The organism is Streptomyces adelaidensis (assembly GCF_016598475.1).
Taxonomy (GTDB): Bacteria; Actinomycetota; Actinomycetes; order Streptomycetales; family Streptomycetaceae; genus Streptomyces; species Streptomyces adelaidensis.
In genome coordinates this window covers 40265-61201 of the sequence record NZ_JAEMUX010000012.1, presented here as the reverse complement: position 1 = coordinate 61201, position 20937 = coordinate 40265, and the positions used below count along the sequence as shown (strand labels likewise).

At 71.6% G+C, this 20937-nt stretch carries 21 protein-coding genes and 1 riboswitch; of the genes, 8 read left to right on the top strand and 13 right to left on the bottom strand.

Translation table 11 applies throughout. The features are described 5' to 3' along the window. Nucleotides 1–15: 15 nt before the first annotated feature. The 4 genes from I8N67_RS09585 to I8N67_RS09570 form a co-directional block, all read right to left on the bottom strand. Entirely contained in the window at nt 16–1881 is a 1866-nt protein-coding gene (locus tag I8N67_RS09585) for a S8 family serine peptidase (RefSeq protein WP_200302183.1), read from the bottom strand. Between the two features lie 149 nt (nt 1882–2030). After that, entirely contained in the window at nt 2031–2354 is a 324-nt protein-coding gene (locus I8N67_RS09580) for a hypothetical protein (RefSeq protein ID WP_200302182.1), read from the bottom strand. Between the two features lie 120 nt (nt 2355–2474). After that, nucleotides 2475–2747, bottom strand: a complete 273-nt coding sequence (locus tag I8N67_RS09575) for a DUF397 domain-containing protein (protein WP_200302181.1) — start codon at nt 2745–2747, stop codon at nt 2475–2477. After that, nucleotides 2707–3555 (bottom strand): helix-turn-helix domain-containing protein, encoded by an 849-nt coding sequence (locus tag I8N67_RS09570; RefSeq protein ID WP_200302180.1) that lies wholly within the window; start codon nt 3553–3555, stop codon nt 2707–2709. The genes I8N67_RS09575 and I8N67_RS09570 overlap by 41 nt, the downstream gene beginning before the upstream one ends. Before the next feature lie 92 nt (nt 3556–3647). Here I8N67_RS09570 and I8N67_RS09565 point away from each other — a divergent pair, with 92 nt between their 5' ends. Beyond that, nucleotides 3648–4085 carry an ATP-binding protein gene (locus I8N67_RS09565; protein WP_372443678.1) on the top strand — a complete coding sequence of 146 codons (438 nt, stop codon included), beginning with the start codon at nt 3648–3650 and terminating at the stop codon, nt 4083–4085. A gap of 835 nt (nt 4086–4920) precedes the next feature. Here the strand turns inward: I8N67_RS09565 and I8N67_RS09560 are convergent. The 6 genes from I8N67_RS09560 to I8N67_RS09535 all read right to left on the bottom strand — a co-directional run bounded on the left by I8N67_RS09560 (nt 4921) and on the right by I8N67_RS09535 (nt 11413). After that, nucleotides 4921–5355, bottom strand: coding sequence for an aggregation-promoting factor C-terminal-like domain-containing protein (locus I8N67_RS09560; RefSeq protein WP_234045404.1), 435 nt, complete (start codon nt 5353–5355; stop codon nt 4921–4923). Nucleotides 5356–5679: 324 nt separating this feature from the next. Further along, the gene (locus I8N67_RS09555; RefSeq protein ID WP_200302178.1) at nt 5680–6531 is read right to left on the bottom strand and encodes an ECF transporter S component; all 852 of its coding nucleotides are present in this window, start codon (nt 6529–6531) and stop codon (nt 5680–5682) included. Beyond that, nucleotides 6528–8288: an ABC transporter ATP-binding protein gene (locus tag I8N67_RS09550; protein WP_200302177.1), complete on the bottom strand. Its 1761-nt coding sequence runs from the start codon at nt 8286–8288 to the stop codon at nt 6528–6530. The genes I8N67_RS09555 and I8N67_RS09550 overlap by 4 nt, the downstream gene beginning before the upstream one ends. Then, nucleotides 8285–9364, bottom strand: coding sequence for a CbiQ family ECF transporter T component (locus tag I8N67_RS09545; RefSeq protein WP_307835193.1), 1080 nt, complete (start codon nt 9362–9364; stop codon nt 8285–8287). The genes I8N67_RS09550 and I8N67_RS09545 overlap by 4 nt, the downstream gene beginning before the upstream one ends. Continuing rightward, nucleotides 9357–10055: an SCO2322 family protein gene (locus tag I8N67_RS09540; protein ID WP_234045383.1), complete on the bottom strand. Its 699-nt coding sequence runs from the start codon at nt 10053–10055 to the stop codon at nt 9357–9359. The genes I8N67_RS09545 and I8N67_RS09540 overlap by 8 nt, the downstream gene beginning before the upstream one ends. A gap of 98 nt (nt 10056–10153) precedes the next feature. Then, nucleotides 10154–11413, bottom strand: coding sequence for an SCO2321 family membrane protein (locus I8N67_RS09535; protein ID WP_200302175.1), 1260 nt, complete (start codon nt 11411–11413; stop codon nt 10154–10156). A gap of 117 nt (nt 11414–11530) precedes the next feature. Further along, a riboswitch (cobalamin riboswitch) is annotated at nt 11531–11681 on the bottom strand. 31 nt (nt 11682–11712) lie between these two features. On the opposite strand from I8N67_RS09535, the gene I8N67_RS09530 reads away from it, so the two are divergent. Then, nucleotides 11713–12081, top strand: coding sequence for a hypothetical protein (locus I8N67_RS09530; protein ID WP_200302174.1), 369 nt, complete (start codon nt 11713–11715; stop codon nt 12079–12081). Nucleotides 12082–12104: 23 nt separating this feature from the next. Here I8N67_RS09530 and I8N67_RS09525 read toward each other — a convergent pair whose 3' ends face one another. Further along, the gene (locus I8N67_RS09525) at nt 12105–13133 is read right to left on the bottom strand and encodes a Strvi_7410 family MBL fold metallo-hydrolase (protein WP_200302173.1); all 1029 of its coding nucleotides are present in this window, start codon (nt 13131–13133) and stop codon (nt 12105–12107) included. A 374-nt stretch (nt 13134–13507) separates the two neighbouring features. On the opposite strand from I8N67_RS09525, the gene I8N67_RS09520 reads away from it, so the two are divergent. The 3 genes from I8N67_RS09520 to I8N67_RS09510 all read left to right on the top strand — a co-directional run bounded on the left by I8N67_RS09520 (nt 13508) and on the right by I8N67_RS09510 (nt 16162). Continuing rightward, complete coding sequence (locus I8N67_RS09520) at nt 13508–14980, top strand: aldehyde dehydrogenase (protein ID WP_200302172.1); 1473 nt, start codon at nt 13508–13510, stop codon at nt 14978–14980. Nucleotides 14981–14983: 3 nt separating this feature from the next. Beyond that, nucleotides 14984–15217, top strand: coding sequence for a ferredoxin (locus I8N67_RS09515; RefSeq protein ID WP_200302171.1), 234 nt, complete (start codon nt 14984–14986; stop codon nt 15215–15217). 81 nt (nt 15218–15298) lie between these two features. Further along, complete coding sequence (locus tag I8N67_RS09510) at nt 15299–16162, top strand: tetratricopeptide repeat protein (RefSeq protein ID WP_200302170.1); 864 nt, start codon at nt 15299–15301, stop codon at nt 16160–16162. Nucleotides 16163–16444: 282 nt separating this feature from the next. On the opposite strand, the gene I8N67_RS09505 is transcribed toward I8N67_RS09510, so the two are convergent. Further along, nucleotides 16445–17089 carry a TetR family transcriptional regulator gene (locus I8N67_RS09505; protein WP_200302169.1) on the bottom strand — a complete coding sequence of 215 codons (645 nt, stop codon included), beginning with the start codon at nt 17087–17089 and terminating at the stop codon, nt 16445–16447. A 217-nt stretch (nt 17090–17306) separates the two neighbouring features. On the opposite strand from I8N67_RS09505, the gene I8N67_RS09500 reads away from it, so the two are divergent. The 3 genes from I8N67_RS09500 to I8N67_RS09490 are packed head-to-tail and all read left to right on the top strand — an operon-like array spanning nt 17307 to nt 20610. Then, nucleotides 17307–18806 (top strand): glycosyltransferase family 4 protein, encoded by a 1500-nt coding sequence (locus I8N67_RS09500; protein WP_200302168.1) that lies wholly within the window; start codon nt 17307–17309, stop codon nt 18804–18806. Then, nucleotides 18800–19534: a class I SAM-dependent methyltransferase gene (locus tag I8N67_RS09495; RefSeq protein ID WP_200302167.1), complete on the top strand. Its 735-nt coding sequence runs from the start codon at nt 18800–18802 to the stop codon at nt 19532–19534. Before I8N67_RS09500 ends, I8N67_RS09495 begins: the two co-directional genes overlap by 7 nt. Continuing rightward, complete coding sequence (locus I8N67_RS09490) at nt 19531–20610, top strand: prenyltransferase/squalene oxidase repeat-containing protein (RefSeq protein ID WP_200302166.1); 1080 nt, start codon at nt 19531–19533, stop codon at nt 20608–20610. The genes I8N67_RS09495 and I8N67_RS09490 overlap by 4 nt, the downstream gene beginning before the upstream one ends. Nucleotides 20611–20614: 4 nt before the next feature. Here I8N67_RS09490 and I8N67_RS09485 read toward each other — a convergent pair whose 3' ends face one another. Beyond that, complete coding sequence (locus I8N67_RS09485; protein ID WP_200302165.1) at nt 20615–20902, bottom strand: hypothetical protein; 288 nt, start codon at nt 20900–20902, stop codon at nt 20615–20617. Nucleotides 20903–20937: the final 35 nt, after the last annotated feature.

The following is a 20937-nucleotide window of genomic DNA, read 5'->3' as shown; positions in this document are numbered from 1 at the left end:
CGGACCGGTCGGCTGTCACACGGACTGCATGGCGCGCAGCACGTCGACGAGCCCTTGGCCCTGGAAGTCGCGTTCACGGGCGAGGTCGGTCGCCGTCGCGCACAGGATCTGCTTCACGCGCTCGGGGCGGCCGAGCAACTCGCGGTAGCGGGCCGGCCGCATGGCCGCGGCCCCGCTGACGTGTGCCGCCGCCTGGCTGGTGCCGTGCATGGCGGCGATGCCCTCGCCGGGGATCGGTCCGTCGATGTCCTCACCCGGCGCCACCAGGTCGGGCTTGGGCCGTCCGCCGCCGGTGGGGCCACGGCTGGAGAAGTGACTGACGCCGTGGCGGTGCGGATTGCCGCGGTGGGTGGAGCCGGCGGTGATGACCGACTCCGCGTTGCCGGGATCGGAGACGCTGGTGTCGTGGTAGCCGCTGTCCAGGGTGTGCGCGGCCCCGGTGAACCCGGCGTTCTCTGCCGCGGTGACGACCACGACTCCCGACCTCGTCAGCCGGTCGCACTCGACGCACACCGGGGTCCACCCGGTGGAGTGGGTGGCGACGTCGTGCGGCACCGACAGGCTGATGTTGACCCCGGCGATGACGAACCGGCCGGCCTGCTCATTGATGTGGCGGACCGCCTGGAGCGCGGTGACGATGGAGAACTCGTCGACCTCACCGGCGTCGTTGAGGACCCGGAAGTCGTAGAGCCGGACGCGCGGACAGATACCGCGGAACTCCAGCTCCGGCCACCACCCGCCGATGATGCCGGCGATGTGCGTGCCGTGCTGGTCACCGGGCGGGACATAGGGGTCCAGCTGTCCCGGCGGGGGCGGGCCGAAGCCCGGGCCGGTCTCGACGGACGGCAGGGCGGCGGACCAGTTGACGAGTCCGTTGACCAGCGCGTCGTCGGGCAGCCTCTCCCGTACGCAGGTGAAGTCGAAGGAACGGGCGATCCGTGACTCCAGTTTCCGGGCCGGCGAGACGGTGGTGTCCCACTCGTGGAACGCCGAGTGCCGCAGATCGATGCCGCTGTCGACCACGGCCCAGCCGATGGAGGCGCTGTCGACCGAGAACACCTGCTCGGCGGCGTCGGCCTTGATCGTCCGCCGGGACCGTACCACCGCGTGGGTCGCCCGGCGGTTCGTCGTCACGGAGACGATCGGGTACTTCAGCCGCCGGTCGACGACTTGGCCGACGGGGCTGTGGGCTCCGCGTACCGGGTACTCGTCCACGACGACGGCGGCCAGCATCCGGACGAGCACGTCGGTCACGTCCTGTTCCGCCGCCCCGGCGCGCGCCTCGTACGGCAGGGTGTCCGCCACGACCCGGCGCAACAGTCTCAGGAACCAGGTGAGCTGCCGGCCGCGTTCCTGGCGGCGCTGCATGTTGTCGTGGATCTCGCTGGTCGCCGGAGACCGGATGTGTCCGTGGAGAGCCGCCTCCATGCCCTCCGCGCCGCTGTCGACGGCCAGTTCGTGGGCGACCCGCACCACCCCGGCGAGACTGGTCAGCGGCAGCAGGGCCCTGAGCAGCTCCTCCAGGGTCACCTGCGCAGCCACGAAACTCCCGGCCGCGACGGGCCGGCACTCCTCCGTCAGCCCGAGCCGCTGAAACCGTTCGAGAGCCCGCTCGACGCCGTACTCCTCACGGACGGCGAGGATCAGATCCTGCCGGTACGGGGGCGGGGCGGGCGGCGGTGATGAGGGTGACGGTGGTGAGGACGGCGGTGGCGTGGGCGGCGGTGGTGAGGGTGATGGTGGTGGTGCGGGCGGCTGAAGCGAGGGTGGTGGCTCGGCGAACGCCAGCCACACGTCGAAGTGGACGGGGCAGTCGGTGGCCCACAGGACAGGGACGGGTCCCTCCCCGTAGAACACCGCCAGGAGTTCCGCTCGGTCCATCAGGGCTCCCCATGCGCGCGGCGCGGGAGACGGCGGCCGGGGCCAACACGTCCGACGGCCTGCCGCGGGGTCTGATCCCATTCTCCGTCCCGGGCGTGACCACCGCATCCGGACGGGCCGTCACCGACCGGGTCCGCCGCTCGGGGCTGTCAGCCGGGCAGGTTGCCGATGGTGCAGGCCCAGCTGGTGTCGCCGAGGCCGGTGATGAACTGGTGCTTCTTGAGGGACTTGGCGCCGGCGCTCTTGTACTCGGGCGTGGCGGTCCAGTCGGCGGACAGCTTGCCGAACGCCTTCGACGTCTCGCCACCCCCGGGCGCCTTCTTCAACCAGCCCTTGTACGCGGCCACGGTCAGCTTGGCGGGCTTGGCGGCCGCGGCCTCGGCCTGCCCGGCGGCGAACGCCTGGCCCGTTCCGCCGAGCACGGCTATGGAAGCGGCAGCGGCGATCGCGGTCGCGGCAATGCGGTTGCGCACGGTGGTTTCCCCTCGTTACACGAGTAGTTCGTGGTGTCGCGACGAAGTCACGGGTGCGGGGGACGGGGCGACATTGTCTCTTGGGGCAGGGGGAGGGGCGCCGTATCTACCGACGGACAATCAGGAGGGGTGCATCGCTGCCCAGTTGAGGAAGGTGGTGAAGGTGGCGGGGTCCAGGGTGAGGTGGGGGCCGGTGGGGTTCTTGGAGTCGCGGGCGAGCAGGGCGGGGGTGGGGAGTTCGGCGACTTCGACGCAGTCGGCCTGGTCGCCGCTGTACGTGGACTTGCGCCAGGCGAGGGGGCCGAGGGGTACGCACTCGACGCAGGCGGCTTGGTCGCCGCTGTAGGTCGACTTACGCCACCGGGGGCTGGTCGGTCGTGGCGTGCTTCCCATAGCGTTCCTCCACCACTTGTCGGATCAGTGCTGCCGAGTCCTTCACCGACAGTGCCGCAGCTTGCAGAAGATTGTAACGAAGCGTACGAGCCTCTACTGCCTCGGGATTGCTGGTCGGATTCGCGGTGTCGTAGCTCTCGCTGTAGGTGATGGTGGGGTCGTTGGCGAGGTGCAAGATGTCGAAGGGGCCCATCATGCCCGCATGGACGCCGACTTCGAACGGCAGCACCTGGATGTGCACGCGAGGTTTCCGCTCGTAGGCCAACAACTGCAGCAGTTGCTCTCGCATGACCTCAGTGCCGCCGATCTTCTGATAGAGGGCGGCTTCGCTGAGCACAGCCCAGAGGATCGGTGGCTTGTCCTTCGTGAGGATGCGCTGTCGCTCCATCCGCGCGGCGGTGCGGCTGTCCAGGTCGTTGTCGTGCAGGGCGGCGAAGACGGCGGTGGCGTACGCCTTCGTCTGAAGTAGGCCGTACACAATCTGAGGCTGGAAGGCGTAGATCGCCGTTGCCCGCGACTCCACCTCCGCCACCTGCTGAAACCAAGCCGGAAGTTGGCTGCGCATCACCAGTACGAGGAGCCGCGTCAGCGACCCGTCCGTTCCGAGCGCCGCATCCACCCGTTCGCTGAACTCCTGCGTCGGAACCTTACGGGCCGTCTCGATCTGGCCGATCAGGGAGCCCGTGTAGTTGACGATCTCGCCGAGTTGCTTCAGCGTCAGCCCCGCCGCCTCGCGGTGTCGGCGCAGCTCGTAGCCGTAGTACTGGAGCGGTGAGGCGCCTGGGTCGAGGGCGTTGGTCTGGGTCATGTGCGGTCCCCTCTCGCGAAAGCCGTGCAACACCGGAACAGGTTGTCGTCATTTGGTAGCCCACGGTAGTTGCGGCAGGTCACCCTTGTGGTGTGAACGCACACTTTCCCCCCTTCATCCTGGGTGTCGGTCCGCCCCAGTACCGCATGGTGCTCACCGCTGGTGAGCACTCGGCTCACCACATCCGCGAGATCGTCCGGTCGCGCCTGGACGACTGGGGGATGTCGGAGCTGGCCGGCGCCGTCGAACTCGGTGTGACCGAGCTGGTCGCCAACGTCGTACGCCATGTCCCGGACAGACGCTGCACCCTGCTGTTGCTGAAGGCGGCGACGGGAGTTCGGGTGGAGGTCAAGGACGGGTCGACCCAACTTCCCGTCGTACGGGATGACTTGGCGCCGGAGGAGGAACGCGGTCGCGGGCTGGTGCTGTTGGGCGCGGTGGCGGACAAGTGGGGGGTAGGGCCCCGGCTCGGCGGAGGTAAGACGGTGTGGTTCGAGTGCCGGTGCGGCGACGAGGGGGCGTGCTTGTGAGCGGCGCGACGGGCGGTACCGGTGGTGAGCACGGCGACCGGTTCCGCGAGAGCGGGCGCGTTGCGGGCCGAAAACGGAAGCGCGGGGTCCGAGCTCTGGGGAAGGCAGGTGCCGAGGTGTTCAGGAAGTTCCGGGCCGCTGGTGTGGTGTTCGCGGTCCTCTTCGGCGTACGCGGGAAATGGGCGGAACGGCGGGTCGCTGGAAACGCCCAGCACGTGCCGTTGCCAGGAGCCGAGCCTCGCGAAGCTGGGCGGTGGACCGGCGACGGAGACGGCGACGGAGCGGACCGGGGGCCGATGATGGTGGTAGGCGTGGATGTCCTGCACCGCCCTGTCCTTTTCCAGGGTGACCAGTACGACTGGGAGGCCTTCGTGAGGGCCGGGGGGAGGGTGCCCGGACGGGACGACTGCACGTGTGTCCGGCCGCGACAGATCTTGCGCGGGTAGGGGCGGTCGCCGGCCGGTGCCACCTCGGCGCAACGGGCGGATCGTCGAGGTGCGGCCCCATCCGCACGGTGGCCCGGGACGCCGGTTGGCGTCTTTGTTCCAGGCCTGAGGCCTGAGACCAGTTCTTTTCCGTGCCGGGAGCGGAACGGATCTGCCGATCTCGCGGCGGCTCCGGGAGGCGGCGACCGTGCTGCTGGTGAAGGTGACGTCCTTGTTGTAGCGGGTCGTCTTCGTCTTCTTGAGGCCGGGGGTGTATGTCTCTTCGGGCACTGTCCTGGAGGGCAGTGCCCGAAGTGTCGCGGCCCCCGCACGGCGAAGGCGGCGGCCCGGGGATCGGGGCCGCCGCCTTCAGCTCTGCCGCTGTGGGGCTGATCAAAACCAGTGGCTGATCAGTACCAGTTGTTGGCCTGCCAGAAGTCCCACGCGCCACACGGGCTGCCGTAGCGGTCCTTCATGTAGTCCACGCCCCACTTGATCTGGGTGGCGGCGTTGGTCTTCCAGTCGGAACCGGCGGAGGCCATCTTCGTGCCGGGGAGGGCCTGCACCAGGCCGTAGGCGCCGGAGGACGCGTTCGTCGCGTTGATGTTCCAGTCGCTCTCGTGGTCGACGATCTTGGCGAAGCAGTTGTACTGGGCCGAGTTCGAGATCATCTTCTTCGCGGTCGCCTGTGCCTGAGAGGCCTCCGACGCGGCGTGGGCGGGCGCGGCGGCGAGCAGCGTACCGACGGTGGCGGCGGCCACGGCGGTACCGGCGAGGGCCTTCTTCGGGGAGGCGATGCGGCGGAGAAGGGAGAGAGTCACGGGGAACCTTTTCTTCGGGGACATGGCCGTCGCGGGCATGCCTTCACCACGTGATGTGCGGTGGGGGCGTACGTCGGCGCCGAGGCCCGGGTGGGCTCGTCGGCGCCGTTGCGACTCATCCAGAGAAACAGCCCGAGCGGCCATCCGCAATGACCCCTTTTGCTAGTTGTGGCCGTATTCGCCCAGAAGGCGCCTTCTGTGACGTGGCTCTCAAAGCCCAGGTCAGCAGCGATAAAGGCGTGGGCATGCCACGCAGTTCGATCTACGACCCGCTTCGTATGTGACGTGGGTCCTGTGGGGTGGTTCACGGCTCAGGTAACCGATGGTGTCCGGCGCTTCACCGACTGGTCATCGCGGGGGCGGGGTGAAGGTGACCGCGCTCTCGAAGGCGGCCCTGCGTGTGGCCCGGCGCAACGCCTTCAGGACGGGGGTGCCGAGGCTGAGGGTCAGGACGACGGTGACGACCGCGCGGCCCAGGTCCCAGCCGAGGGACGTGGCCAGGCAGTACGCGACGAAACGGGCGAGGTTCACGGCCGGGGCCGCCGCCGCGTCGAAGGCGATGTTCGAGGCGAGACTGCCGATGAAGGGCCAGCCGTAGAGGTTCATGACCGTGCCGTACGCGAAGGCGGCGACGAAGCCGTAGGCGGCGAGCAGGGCCAGCTCGGCGCGGCCGCGCAGCCGGTTCGCGCCCGGCAGCAGCCCGGCCCCCATCGCGAACCACCCCATCGACAGCATCTGGAACGGCATCCACGGCCCCACGCCCCCGGTGAGCAGCGCGGACGAGAACATCGTCACCGCGCCGAGCGTGAAGCCGAAGCCGGGGCCGAGCACCCGCCCGCTGAGCACCATCAGGAAGAACATCGGCTCGATGCCGGCCGTCCCCGCCCCGATCGGACGCAGCGCCGCGCCCGCCGCCGCGAGCACACCGAGCATCGCCACCGCCTTCGCCCCGAGCCCCGCCTCGGAGATCGTCGCGCCGACGACCCCGACCAGCAGCACGAGCAGCCCGGCGAACAGCCACGGGGCGTCCTGCGCGTGCGCGCTCACCTGGGAGGCGGGGTCGGCGAAGAAGGGCCAGACGAAGGCCGCGCCGCCGATGAGGCTGACGAGGAGGAGGGCGGCGAGGGAGCGGGGGGAGAAGGGGACCGGGCGGGGCCGAGGCCTGGGGCTGGGGCTGGGGGGCGAGGGGTGGTGGTTCATGGCGCGGCCCTCCGCAGGGCACGTCGTACCTGGGTGGTGGTCAGCCACTTCTGCGGCGCGAGGATCTTCGTGACCTGCGGGGCGAAGGACGGGGACCCGACGACCACCTCGTGGGTCGGGCCGTCGGCCACGATCTCGCCGTCGGCGAGGATCACGACGCGGTCGGCGAGCTCGGCGGCCAACTCCACGTCGTGCGTGGCCAGAACGATGGCGTGGCCGTCGGCGGCGAGCGTGCGCAGGGTCGCGACCAGGCGGGACTTGGCCGCGTAGTCGAGGCCCCGGGTCGGCTCGTCGAGGAGGACGAGCGGCGGGCGGGCCGTGAGGACGACCGCGAGGGCGAGCGTCAGCCGCTGGCCCTCCGACAGGTCGCGGGGGTGCGTGTCGTCCGCGATCCCGGGCAGCAGCCCGGAGACGAGCGCCCGGCAGGTGCCCGGCCCGGCCCCCGCGTCCCGGTCCGCCGCCGCGCACTCGGCCGCCACCGTGTCCGCGTACAGCAGGTCCCTGGGCTCCTGCGGTACGAGGCCCACCCGGCGTACGAGATCTGCGGGCGCCGTGCGGTGCGGCACCGCCCCGCCCACCCGCACCGAACCGGCCGCCGGTTCCAGCAGTCCGACCAGGGCCGAGAGGAGGGTGGACTTGCCGGCGCCGTTCCGGCCCATCAGGGCGATGGTCTCGCCGGGGGTGACGGTGAGGGTGAGGTGGTGGAGGGCGCGGACGCGGCCGTGCTCGATGGAGAGGGCGTCGACAACCGCCGGGTGGGCGGAGAGTGAGGGTGCGTCAGGGACAGGGCGGGTGCGTCGTACGAGGCGTCGGAGGAGGGAGGGCGTCGGAGCCGGGGAGAGCTCGGGAGCGTCGGTGCGTCGCGGGGTGCGGGTGGGGTGTGGCTGGGCGCGCGGTTCCCCGCGCCCCTTCGGGGCGGGGCCCTGGTGGGACGGTGTGTGCGCGGCGAGGGTCTCCCGCAGCGGGCCCGACCTGCGGCGCGCGTCCCGTACGGTCAGCGGGAGGGGGGACCAGCCGGCCAGCCGGCCCAGGTCCACCACCGGCGGGTACACCGGGGAGACGGCCATCATCTCGGCCGGGGTGCCGAGGACGGGCGGGGCGCCCGGCGCCGGGAGGAGCGCGACCCGGTCGGCGTACTGGACGACACGCTCCAGGCGATGCTCGGCCATGAGAACCGTCGTGCCGAGGTCGTGGACGAGTCGCTGGAGCACGGCCAGGACCTCCTCGGCGGCCGCCGGGTCGAGCGCGGAGGTCGGCTCGTCGAGGACCAGGGCGCGCGGGTGCGGGGTGAGGACGGACCCGATGGCGACGCGCTGTTGCTGGCCACCGGAGAGGGTGGCGATCGGGCGGTCGCGGAGCCCGGCAAGGCCCAGCAGGTCCAGAGTTTCCTCGACCCGGCGCCGCATGACGTCCGGTGCGATCCCCAACGACTCCATGCCGTAGGCGAGTTCGTCCTCGACGGTGTCCGTCACGAAGTGCGAGAGCGGGTCCTGCCCCACCGTGCCCACCACGTCGGCGAGTTCGCGCGGCTTGTGCGTACGGGTGTCCCGCCCGGCCACCGTGACCCGGCCGCGCAGGGTCCCGCCGGTGAAGTGCGGCACCAGCCCGCTCACCGCCCCGAGCACCGTCGACTTCCCGACCCCCGACGGGCCGACGAGCAGCACGAGTTCACCTTCCGGCACCTCGAAGTCCACGCCCCGGACGGCGGGTTCGGCCGCCCCGTCGTACGTCACGGAGACATCCTCGAAGCGGATCATGAGGGCTCCTCGAAAAGGGGACCGGGGGCGGGTACGACGAACGTGGGGAGCAGCCCCAGCAGGATCGCGGCGGCGGGCCACAGGGGGAGTGCCGGGGCGGTGAGGGGTACGACGGTGGGGTGCAGGGCGGCGGGGTCGTACGCGGCGCTGAGGATCAGCAGGACGGCGACGGCCATGCCGGACCCGGCCACCAGCCACGCCCGTACGCCCCACACCTCCGGCCGGTAGCGGGTCCGGGGGGAGCGACGGCCGCCCAGCCGCAGCCCGGTGAGCGCGGCGGCCACTCCGGCGAGCAGCACGGGCAGGCCGTACGTGGAGCCCGCGGCGGTCAGTACGCCGTACGTGCCCGCGCAGACGCCGAGCAGACCGCCGAGGGTGAGGGCGGCGGTCGTACGGCGGACCGGGGCCGGGACCTCGGCGGTGCGGCCGTAGCCGCGCGAGTCCATCGCGGCGGCCAGCGCCACCGACCGCTCCAACGCGCCCTCCAGCACCGGAAGTCCGACGTGCAGCAGCCCCCGTACGCCCCTGTCCGGCCGCCCGCGCAGCCGCCGCGCGGCCCGCAACCGCCGTACGTCCGCCACCAGATGCGGCGCGAACGTCATCGCCACCACCACCGCCACACCCGCCTCGTACAACGCCCCCGGCAGCGACTTCAGCAGCCGCGCCGGGTTCGCGAGCGCGTTCGCCGCGCCGACGCAGATCAGCAGGGCCGCCAGCCGCAGCCCGTCGTAGAGCGCGAAGAGGAATCCCTCCGCCGTGACCCGGCCACCGAGGCGGATGCCCCGCGCCCAGTCCGGGAGCGGGACTTCGGGCAGCGTGAGGAGGGTGTGCGTGCCGGGGATGGGCGAGCCCAGTACGACGGCGAAGGCCAGCCGGATGAGGAGGACGGCCAGCCCGAGCTTCACGAACGCGGTGTACGAGCGGGCCCAGGGGGCGTCGGTGCGATGGGTGGCCACGACGTATCCCGCCACCGCGATGAGGAGGGCGAGGAGGAGGGGGTTGGTGGTGCGGGACGCGGCGGTGGCGAGGCCCAGGGCCCAGAACCACCAGGCGAGGGGGTGGACTCGGCTAGGCACGGTCGTGGTCGTCGTGGTCGTCGTGGTCGTCGTGGCGGGTGTGGTGGTCGTGGTCACGGTGGCGACGCCGCCGCCTGGTCTGCCACAGCGCCGCCGCTCCCAGTACGGCCACCGCGGCGGCGCCGGCGAACAGGCCGACGGACGGTCCGTCCTCGTCGTCGGAGGTGGGTGACGAAGCCGCGGTCTCGGAGTCCGCGTCGACCGCCTCGCCGCACCCCTTCCCCGGATAGTCCGCGATCGCGCAGAGCAGCGCGTTCGTGTCGTACCGGAGCGGCTTGGCGACGGAGGCCAGCGCGTCGGCCGTGGTCGCGTCGTCCGGCACGCGCGCACAGGCGGTACGCGCCGCCGGGGGCGTCTCGCCGGCCGGGGCGTCCACCGCCGTGCCGAAGTCGATGACCAGGGCGACCCGCTTGTGTCCGTTCCGCGCGGCCGTGTCCCCGCAGACGGTGGCGAAGTCGGCCGCCCCGCGCGGCCGGGCCGCGTCGGCGGAGTCCCGGCCGACGGCGAACCGGAACCCCTGGACGTCACCGTCGAGGGGCCGGGCGGTCGACGGCCCCTGGGTCGCGTACGCCCAGGCCGAACCGTCCCGCTCCCAGAAGGACCAGTAGCGGTACGCGGCGGCCCGGGCCTGCCCCACGCCCCCCACTCCGACGAGAAGCAGCACGCTGCCGAGCAGCAGGAGCGCGCCCATCGGCCGAGGACGGCGGAGCGCGCGCACCGGCTGAGGACGGCGGAGCGCGCGCACCGGCTGAGGACGGCGGAGCGCGCGCACCGGCTGAGGACGGGGGATCACGCCCGCCGCCGCTTCCTCGCGGCGCGCACCAGCACGAACCCGGCGGCCGTCACGGCGGCGACGCCCCCGAGCCCGATCGCCCACCACGCGCCGGCGCCGAGACCGTCACCACCGTCCTCCCCGGCGGCCGTGTCCTCGTTGGGTACGGAGGAGTAGTCGTCCACGTCGCGCGCCGGGCCGGTCTCCTTCAGCTGGGCCACGAGGTCGGCGCCGCCGAAGTCGCGCGGGTCGTCGCCGGCGGTGTGCGCGGCGAAGATGAGCTGGGCGTACGCGGCGGGGCCCGCCCCGGCCGCCCAGACGCCGTAGTTCTTCTCCAGCCAGGCGAGCGGCTTCTCGGTCGCCCCGGTGTCCCCGGCGGCGGCCAGCGCGACGACCGCGTCGGCGGTGTTGCCGTGGTCGGGCTGGTCCTCCGCACCCGCGAGGGCGGACGTCAGATAGCCGTCGGTGGCGAGGGCGCCGGCGAGATGGACGGCACCGTTGTGGGCCAGATCCTCGGGGGAGTCACCCGAGACGCACCCACCGCCGCTCCCGGTGGCTTTGCCGGTCGCGGCCACGAAGCCCTCGCCCAGGCTGCCGAGCACGGCGGCGGCCGTGGCGTCGGCGTTCGCGGCGAGAGCGCCCTTCTTGTCGGGCTGGTAGGCGAAGCCGCCACCGTCTTCCTCCCCCTTCCCGCAGGGGATGGCGAGGGCGCGCAGGGCGTCGTACGGCGAATGGCCGTCCGCCCGCTGCTTCTCGGGGTCGTCGGCCACGGCCGTCAGCGCGCCGATCACGACGGACGTCGAGTTCGCGTCGCTGGGCCCGCCGGCGGTGTACCCCCAGCCGCCGTCCTTGTTCTGGTTGTCCCTGAGCCAGCGCACGGCCCGCCCGGTCTCGGCGTCGCGCCCGCCGACCGCGGCGAGCGCCTGTACGGCCGCGGCGGTGCTGTTGGTGTCGACGGCGGTCTTGGCATCGCACTCCGCCGTGGCATCGGCCCGGTACGCCGCGAACGCCCCGCTCGCGCACTGCTGCCCGGCGAGCCACTCCACGGCCCCCGCACCGGGCTTCTCCCCCACGGTGTCCAGCGCGAGGAGGGTGAGGGACTGCCGCCAGACCCCGTCGTACGTGGGGTCCGTGGAGCCGTACAGACCCGTGGGCGTCGCTTGGGAGGCGGAGGGGGACGGCGCGTTGTCGGCGAACGCGGCCGAGGTGTAACCGCCGCCGAGCCCGGCTGTGACGGCCAGTACGGTGACTACCGCGGCGCTGCGGCGGACATTCATGATCGGCGGCTGCCTCTCCCTGACAGGGAGCCGGGCGGCACGGCGAAGCGCCGGGCGGCTCGGCTCCGTATTCCTCGACGGTGCCGTGACACCGGCGGGCCGCCGGTGACGCGAGCCGGTCACTGTTCCGTACCGGGCAGTCCGGCTCGCCGCTCCCTTGCCGGGGCGGCTCACGGTTGCGGGTCAGCGCCGGATTTGCACCGGCTTCCCCCTGTACGGGTGTGATGACGACCCGGTCACTCTACCTGCCGGTAGCGAACCGCCTGAGGGCCGGCTGTGCACCGGGATAGGTTCGGGCCATGCGTACGGGGAGACTGCTCGGGGCGGGGCGCACGGCGGACGTGTACGAACTCGAGGAGGACGAGGGCGGGTTCGGGCGGGGTGGGCGCCATGGTTCCGGCGGGACCTGGGTGTTGCGGCGATACCGGGACGGCTGGGGCGCGATGATCCTCGCCCAAGTCGCGGTCGACCCGGCCGACTTCCGCGCGGACCTGGCCCACGGGATCCTCCTCGCCCTCCTCGCCCACCGGCCGGACGGCCCCTCCACGCTCACGGACGAGGGCCTGGCCGAGGCGAGGAGGCGTCGGGCCGCCAACCCGACGATGAGTGTGCGCGAGCGTGAACTCCTGGGGCGGGCCGAGGAGTTGATCCGCTCGGTCTCCGGATGATCCGGATGGGGGCGTGGGGCTGCTCACACCGCCACGTACGTCACCGGATCGCTCCCCGTCACCGCCTCCGCGCGGCCCAGTTTCACCAGGCGCCGCAGATGGGCCTCGGCCTCGGAGACGGCGATGTTGCGGGAGCCGAAGGGGATGTCGGCCCAGGGGCGGTTCCACTTCATGCGTTCGGCGAGCTGCCAGGCGGTGAGGGGCTCGGCGAGGAGGGTGAGGAGTCCGGTGAGCCGGGACTCGTGGTGGGCCAGCAACTTCCGTACCCGGGCGGCCGCGTCGGTGAACGCGTACTGGTGGGCCGGGAGGACCTCGGCGGGGGCGAGCCGGCCGACGCGTTCCAGGGAGTCGAGGTAGTCGCCGAGGGGATCGGTGACGGTGTCGTCGTCCGGGTCCTCGTACAGGCCGATGTGCGGGCTGATCCCGGGAAGGAGATGGTCGCCGGAGAACAGGCGGTCGTGGCCGGGCAGTTGGGCCGGGTGTGTCTCCTCCAGGTGCAGGCAGACGTGGCCGGGCGTGTGGCCCGGGGTCCAGATCGCGCGGACGCGGCGGCCGGGGAGGTCGAGGAGTTCGCCGGGGACGATCTCGCGGTCGGGCAGGGCGGGGGAGAAGCCGGGGAGAGGGCGGCGGCGTGGGGTGCGGAGGGGGGCGAGGTGTTCCTCGGGGGCGCCGGCGGCGGTGAGCTTGGCCGTCATGTACGAGAACCAGCGGTCCGGGCCCGTGCCCCGGGTGCGGCGCACGATCGCCGTGTCCGCGGCGTGCATCGCGATCCACGCGCCGGACGCGTCGCGCACCGCGCCCGACAGGCCGTGGTGGTCGGGGTGGTGGTGGGTGATGACCACGCCGTGGATCTCCGCGACCGACGTACCGCATGCCGTCAGGCCGGCGGTGAGGGTGTCCCACGACGTGGGGTCGTCCCAGCCGGTGTCGATCAGCACCGGGCCGTTGTCGGTGTCGACGACATACACGAGCGTGTGGCCCAGCGGGTTGTCCGGAATGGGAACCTCGACGGACCGCACGCCGCCGCCGTGATCGTGCACGTGTGCTGCCATGGGATCCCCTGTCGCCGCGACTCCGGCCACTATAACTAGAACGAGTTCCACCGAGGGGAGAGGGGGAGTGCGTTGTCGGCTGCGGGTCCGGTGGGGGCTGGTCGCGCAGTTCCCCGCGCCCCTGAAAGACACGGCCACTGACGGCCGAAAAGCACGGGGCGCAGCCCCTGCTTTTCGGGGCGCGGGGAACTGCGCGAGCAACCCCCCCACCCGCACCCGACAACGCACCCCCCAACCCACTCACTCCCCGGCACAGCCCAGCGGCAGCGCTGCCGTGGACTCCTCTGCCCAGAACTGGTATCAGTTCCCTATCTGATGCATCGTCAGAGAACGAACGCTGGAGAAGAAGACCCGGCTCCGGGAGGCAGTCGCCCATGACGGAACTCGTGGAACACGGACAGCTGTTCATCGGCGGGGAGTTGACCGACCCCCTGGGCACGGACGTCATCGAGGTGGTCTCGCCGCACACGGAGGAGGTCATCGGCCGCGTACCGCACGCGTCGCGCGCGGACGTGGACCGGGCGGTCGCCGCCGCGCGGCAGGCGTTCGACCACGGCCCCTGGCCACGTATGACCCTCGACGAGCGCATCGCGGTCGTCACCCGGATCAAGGACACCTTCGCCGTACGCCACGAGGAGTTCGCCCGGATCATCAGCTCGGAGAACGGCACCCCGTACACCTCCAGCGTGATGGTGCAGGCGCTCGCGTCGCTGATGGCGTGGGACGCGGCGATCACGACGGCGCGCGGATTCACGTACGAGGAGCGGCGGGACGGCGCGCTGGGGAAGATCCTGGTGCGGCGGGAGCCGGTCGGGGTGGTCGCGGCGATCGTCCCGTGGAACGTGCCGCAGTTCACCGCCGCCGCCAAGCTGGCCCCCGCGCTGCTCGCGGGCTGCCCGGCAATCCTGAAGGTGTCGCCCGAAACCCCCCTGGACGCCTACCTGTTGGCGGAGATCGCGGCGGAGGCGGGCCTGCCCGAGGGTGTTCTGTCCATCCTTCCCGCCGACCGCGAGGTCAGCGAGTACCTGGTCGGGCACCCGGGCGTCGACAAGGTCTCCTTCACCGGCTCGGTCGCCGCCGGCAAGCGGGTCATGGAGGTCGCCGCCCGCAATCTCACCCGCGTCACGCTGGAGCTGGGCGGCAAGTCGGCGGCCCTGATCCTGCCGGACGCGGACGCGGTCACCGCCGTCGCCGGCATCGCCCCCTTCGCCTGGATGATCAACGGCCAGGCGTGCGTGGCCCAGACCCGCATCCTCGTACCCCGCACCCGCTACGACGAGTTCGCCGAGGCCTTCGCGGCGGCGGCCTCCGCGCTGAAGGTCGGCGACCCCCTCGACCCGGCCACCGAACTCGGCCCCCTCGTCGCCGAGCGCCAGCAGCGCCGCAGCCTCGACTACATCCGGATCGGCCAGGAGGAGGGCGCCAAGATCCTCACCGGCGGCGGCCGCCCGGCCGGTCTCGACCGCGGCTGGTACGTCGAGGCCACCCTCTTCGGCGACGTCGACAACTCCATGCGCATCGCCCGCGAGGAGATCTTCGGCCCGGTGATCTGCCTCCTGCCGTACGGCGACGAGTCCGAGGCCGTACGGATCGCCAACGACTCCGACTACGGCCTCAGCGGCAGCGTCTGGACCGCCGACGACGAACGCGGCATCGACATCGCCCGCCGGGTCCGCACCGGCACCTACTCCGTCAACACCTTCAGCCTCGACATGCTCGGCCCCTTCGGCGGCTACAAGAACTCCGGCCTGGGCCGCGAGTTCGGCCCCGAGGGCTACGGCGAGTACCTGGAACACAAGATGATCCACCTGCCCGCCGGCTACCAGCCCCCGGCCGGGGAGGCGTAGGACATGGGCGACCGCTGGCACGTGGAGGTCGACCGTGCCCTCTGCATCGGCTCCGCCCAGTGCACCCACCACGCCCCGGACGCCTTCCACCTCGACTCCGCCATGCAGTCCCACCCCACCGACCCCGAGACCGACGCGGGCGAACCCGTCCTGAAGGCGGCGGAGGGCTGCCCGGTCGAGGCGATCTCGATCGCCCTGCTGGGCAGCGGACAGCCGGTGTTCCCGCCGGAAGAGTAGCGGCGTACGCTCCTGCGATCGTCGCGGTGGCGAGCGGGCCCGGAGAGCCGGACCCGTGGATGTGAGCAGGGACAGGGAAGCGTGCGGAAGTCCGAGGCCAGGCAACTGATCGAGCAGGCGTACGCGGCCTGGGACGCGGAGGAGTGGCAGCGCGCCGCCGACCTCTACGAGCAGGTACTCGCCCATTACCCGGACGAGACGTCGAGCGCCGAGTGGTGGTACGACGCCGCGCTCGGCCACAAGTTCCTGCGCAACTGGGAGAAGGCGTACGAACTCGGCGTCCAGGCCGCCGCCCGCGCACCGCGCGGCGAGGGCGACCCCGCGTACTGGAACCTCGGCATCGCGGCCACGATCCGTCGCGACTGGGCGACGGCGCGTGACGCCTGGGCCGGCTTCGGCATCGAACTCCCGGCCGGGGAGGGCGAGATCGAGGGCGGCTTCGGTCACGCCTGCGTCCGCCTGGACACCGGCGGCGAACGCGAGGTCGTCTGGATCGAACGTCTCTGCCCCACCCGAGGGCGCGTCGTGAACGTACCCGTGTCCGGCGGTCGCCGCTACGGCGAGATCGTCCTGCACGACGGCGAGCCGAACGGCGAACGCGTCATCGACGGCAGCACCTACCCCGTCTTCGACGAACTCCTCCTCTTCGAACCGTCCGACCTGCCCACGCTCCAGGTGACGGTCACCGCGGGCGACCCCGCCGACCTGGAAGCGCTCGTCGACCTCTTCACCGACCACGCCTTCGGCGCCGAACCCGCCAGCAGCGTGGTCTTCCACTGCTCCTGCTGCAGTGAGGGCACCATCCACAAGGAGCGGAGTGTCCACGCCGGCGCCCAGCGCGTCTGCCTGGCGGCCCCGGAGAGCGAGGCCAGGCGGCTGCTGGACCAGTGGGCGGGGGAGGCGGCGATCGGGCGCGGCTGGAGCGGGCTGGAAATCGTGGGATAAAAAATCCTATTTGGGGTGTTGCATCCGTTCTTCTTGTCCTACTCTGGAGATAGGCCTACGAGGCGAGTAGAGGGAGTCGACCGGAGTAGCCGACATGGGCGAGAGGTTGAAGATCCGCCGGTGCCGACGTCGACGGTCGGGCTGAGAGGCCGGAAGGTCGCAGGACAGGGCCTGACGGTGACCCTCGGCACCTGTTCCGGAGCAGTCATACCGGTACAGGGAAACCCGTCTCGTAGGTCCCTTCGTAGGCCCCGACGTCTGTTCGGGGCCCTATTTTTTTGATCACTTCTTCTGCTCGGGCGCGGTCAGGTCGATGAGCCGGCACACCGTCTCGATGTCGATCTTCACCTGGGCGATGGAGGCGCGGCCCGAGAGCCAGGTGACCAGGGCCGAGTGCCAGGTGTGTTCGATGACGCGGACGGCGGAGAGCTGTTCGGCGCTGGGGTGGTCCAGGCCCATGGCGTCGAGGATGATCGCGGTGGTCTGGTGGGAGACCTGGTCGACCTCGGGGCTGACGCTGCGGTCGGCGAAGGTGAGGGCGCGGACCATGGCGTCGGCGAGGTGGGGCTCGCGCTGGAGGGCGCGGAACGCGCGCATCAGGGTCTCGGCGACCCGCTCGGCCGCCGTGTCGCCGGTCGGCGGCTTCTTGCGGAGCATGCCGTGCATGTGCTCCAGCTGCGCCTGCATGGTGGCGACCAGCAGATGGATCTTGGAGGGGAAGTAGCGGTAGAGGGTGCCGAGGGCGACCTGGGAGGACTCGGCGACCTCGCGCATCTGGACGGCGTCGAAACCGCCCCGGCTGGCCAGCTGGGCGCTCGCGTGCAGGATGCGGCGCCGACGGGCCTCCTGCCGCTCCGTGAGGGGCGGCGAGTCCGGACGCGGGGCCTGTCGCGCGCTACCGGCTTCCACCTTGACTTCCGCAGGCATGGGTCTCGTTCCGTGACGGTTGTGACGGTCGGTGAGGGTATGCGATCAGACAGCATGCCAGGGCCTGTGTCGTGGCGTGAATCACCTGATCCAGCTCTCACAGCGGTTCTACCAGCCGGTAGATTCAAAGCCTCTTGAACGATCAACTCTGAAACTTGTTCTAGATTACCGTCTCGTCGTAATCTCACGGGAAATCGCAGTGAGAAGGGGGCCAGGAGTGACCGCTGAGGCCAGTCAGACGGGGGCCCGGCATGACCTCGCGGCCGACGGTGGGAGCCCGCTCAACATCGCGCTCCTCACCTATAAGGGGAACCCGTTCTGCGGGGGCCAGGGCGTCTACGTACGGCACCTCTCGCGCGAGCTCGCGCGCCTCGGCCACCGCGTCGAGGTGATCGGCTCCCAGCCGTATCCGGTACTCGACGCGCTCGACGTCCTCGACGAGGATCACGGGGACCGGCTCTCCCTCACCGAGCTGCCCAGCCTCGACCTCTACCGGCACCCCGACCCCTTCCGCACCCCGAAGCGGGACGAGTACCGCGACTGGATCGACGCCGTCGAAGTGGCCACGATGTGGACCGGCGGCTTTCCCGAGCCCCTGACGTTCTCGCTCCGCGCCCGGCGTCATCTGCGCGCCCGGCGCGGCGAGTTCGACGTCGTCCACGACAACCAGACGCTCGGCTACGGCCTGTTGGGGGACGTCGGCGCGCCCCTCGTCACCACCATCCACCACCCCATCACCGTCGACCGGCAGTTGGAGCTGGACGCGGCCGAGGGCTGGCAGCGGCGGATGTCCGTGCGCCGCTGGTACGCGTTCACCCGGATGCAGAAGCGGGTCGCGCGCCGGCTGCCGTCCGTGCTCACCGTCTCCGGCACCTCCCGCAAGGAGATCGTCGAGCACCTCGGCGTCCGCGACGACCGTATGCACGTCGTGCACATAGGCGCCGACACCGACCTCTTCGCACCGGATCCGGCCGTCGCCCAGGTGCCCGGCCGGATCGTCACCACCTCCAGCGCGGACGTGCCGCTCAAGGGGCTCGTCTTCCTCGTCGAGGCGCTCGCGAAGGTGCGCGCCGAGCACCCCGCCGCCCATCTGGTCGTCGTCGGCAAGCGCCCCACCGAGGGGCCGGTCGCCCAGGCCGTCGAGCGGTACGGCCTCGAAGACGCCGTCGAGTTCGTCAAGGGCATCTCGGACGCCGAGCTCGTCGACCTGGTCCGCTCGGCCGAGGTCGCCTGTGTGCCCTCGCTGTACGAGGGGTTCTCGCTGCCCGCCGCCGAGGCCATGGCCACCGGTACGCCCCTGGTCGCCACCACCGGCGGGGCCATCCCGGAGGTCGCCGGACCCGACGGAGAGACCTGCCTCGCGGTGCCCCCGGGCGACCCGGGTGCACTGGCCGCCGGGCTGAGCCGACTGCTCGGCGACCCCGGACTCCGCCTGCGGCTCGGCCGCGCGGGACGCGAACGGGTCCTTGAGCGGTTCACCTGGGCCAAGGCCGCCGAGGGCACGGCGGCCCACTACCGCGAGGCGATCGCCCGCGCGGAGGGCCGTGCGGGGGGCCGCGTCGCAGCCGTACCGATGACGGGCCGGGCCGCCGAAGAGGCGGCCGAGGACACCCTCGGCACAGCGGACGTAGTCGAAGAAGCGGCCGAAGCAGCAGCCGAAGAAGTAATGGAAGCCAACCGCGAAAGCGCCAACCGCGAAAGCAGGGCCACGTGCTGACCGTCGATTTCTCCCGGTTCCCGCTCGCCCCGGGGGATCGTGTCCTGGATCTCGGCTGTGGAGCGGGCCGGCACGCCTTCGAGTGCTACCGGCGCGGCGCCCAGGTCGTGGCCCTCGACCAGAACGCCGAGGAGATCCGCGAGGTCGCCAAGTGGTTCGCGGCGATGAAGGAGGCCGGGGAGGCCCCGGAGGGCGCCACCGCCACCGCGATGGAGGGCGACGCCCTAGCCCTGCCCTTCCCCGACGAGTCCTTCGACGTCGTCATCATCTCCGAGGTCATGGAGCACATCCCCGACGACAAGGGCGTACTGGCGGAGATGGTCCGGGTGTTGAAGCCCGGCGGCCGCATCGCCATCACCGTCCCGCGCTACGGCCCCGAGAAGGTCTGCTGGACACTGTCCGACGCTTACCACGAGGTCGAGGGCGGCCACATCCGCATCTACAAGGCGGACGAACTGCTGGGCAGGATCCGCGAGGCGGGCCTCAAGCCGTACGGCACCCACCACGCGCACGCCCTGCACTCGCCGTACTGGTGGCTGAAGTGCGCGTTCGGTGTCGACAACGACAAGGCGCTGCCGGTCCGCGCGTACCACAAGCTGCTGGTCTGGGACATCATGAAGAAGCCCCTGGCCACCCGGGTCGCCGAGCAGGCGCTGAACCCGCTGATCGGCAAGAGCTTCGTGGCGTACGCGACCAAGCCGCACCTGCCCGCCGTGGACGCCCGGTGACCACTCCCCGGACGGAACACCTGGTCCTGCCCGGTGTGCTCACCGCCGAGCAGGCCGCCATCACCGTGCGCGGCATCCTCGCGGTACAGCGCACGGACGGCGCCATACCCTGGTTTCGCGGTCACCACCTCGACCCGTGGGACCACACCGAGGCGGCCATGGCCCTGGACGCGGCGGGCGAGCACGAGGCCGCCGAGCGAGCCTACGAGTGGCTGCGCCGGCACCAGAACGGGGACGGCTCCTGGTACGCCGCCTACGCCGACGGGGACGCCGCCGACGTCACCGACCGGGGCCGCGAGACCAACTTCGTCGCGTACATAGCCGTCGGCGTCTGGCACCACTACCTGGCCACCGGCGACGACACCTTCCTCGACCGGATGTGGCCTGCCGTCTACGCGGCCGTGGAGTTCGTCCTGCGGCTCCAGCAGCCCGGCGGGCAGATCGGCTGGAAGCGCGAGGACGACGGCACGCCCGTCGACGACGCCCTGCTGACCGGTTCGTCCTCGATCCACCACGCGCTGCGCTGCGCGCTCGCCATCGCCGAGCAGCGCGAGGAGCCGCAGCCCGACTGGGAGTTGGCGGTCGGCGCGCTGCGCCACGCGATCCGCCGCCACCCGGAGCGGTTCCTCGACAAGGGCCGCTACTCGATGGACTGGTACTACCCGGTCCTGGGTGGCGCGTTGACGGGTACGGAGGCCAAGTCCCGTATGGCGGAGGGCTGGGACCGTTTCGTCGTGCCCGGCTTCGGCGTCCGCTGTGTCGTCCCCAACCCGTGGGTGACCGGCGGGGAGTCGGCCGAACTCGCCCTGGCCCTGTGGGTGATGGGCGAGTCCGACCGCGCGCTGGAGATCCTCCAGTCCATCCAGCATCTGCGCGACACAGACTCCGGCCTCTACTGGACGGGCTTCGTCTTCGAGGACCGGGCCGTCTGGCCCGAGGAGTTGACGTCCTGGACCGCCGGTTCACTGCTGCTGGCGGTGGCCGCCCTGGGTGGGGACGAGGCCACGTGCGCCGTCTTCGGCGGGGAGCGGCTGCCGCGCGGGCTGGACGACTTCGACGACTCGGAGTGCTGCTGAGCTGTCAGTGGCGGTGCATCCGGCCCGCGATCGCGTGGCCGACGAAGAGGTACACGATCGCGGCGAGCCCGTACCCGGCGACGACCCGGGCCCAGGCCTCGTCGAAGGTGAACAGGTCGTGCGACCAGCCCGCCAGCCAGCGGGCGGCGTCGTGGATGAACTGCACGAAGTCGTTGCCGCTGTTGGCGTCCAGCAGATACATCAGGATCCAGAGGCCCAGGATCAGAGCCATGATGTCGGCGACGATGGCTATGACCCGGCCCGCCTGATTGGCACCGCTATATCCAGACATGCTGAACGGGTTGCCCGCCGCCCTTCGATGAAACC